Consider the following 264-nt stretch of genomic DNA (forward strand, 5'->3'; position numbering starts at 1 on the left):
CCCCCACCCAGGTTCCCGAGCCCCGCACGTCCTCCTCCGGGGAGCACGAACTGGTCTCCGCGGCCTTCGACAACATCACGGTCCCCCAGCAGGCCACGGAACCGAGGAACCCCTCACCCGAGGCCGAATCCAAGCCCACGGCTGATGCCGAGGCCGACGCCACCGAGCCCGCACCGAAGACGGCTGAGCCGGAGCCCGAGGCCGTCGAGCCCGCGGCTGAGCCGGTAGCCGAGGCAGACGCCAAGGCGGAGGTCACCGAGCCGA

1 pseudogene is annotated in these 264 nt (G+C 72.3%); it reads left to right on the forward strand.

Features of this window, described 5'->3' with window-relative positions:
• A pseudogene (locus tag V7E45_RS40200) lies at window positions 1–264 on the forward strand (VWA domain-containing protein); the annotation flags it as partial.

Origin of the sequence: Streptomyces sp. IBSBF 3136, assembly GCF_036815105.1 — a bacterium.
Classification (GTDB): domain Bacteria; phylum Actinomycetota; class Actinomycetes; order Streptomycetales; family Streptomycetaceae; genus Streptomyces.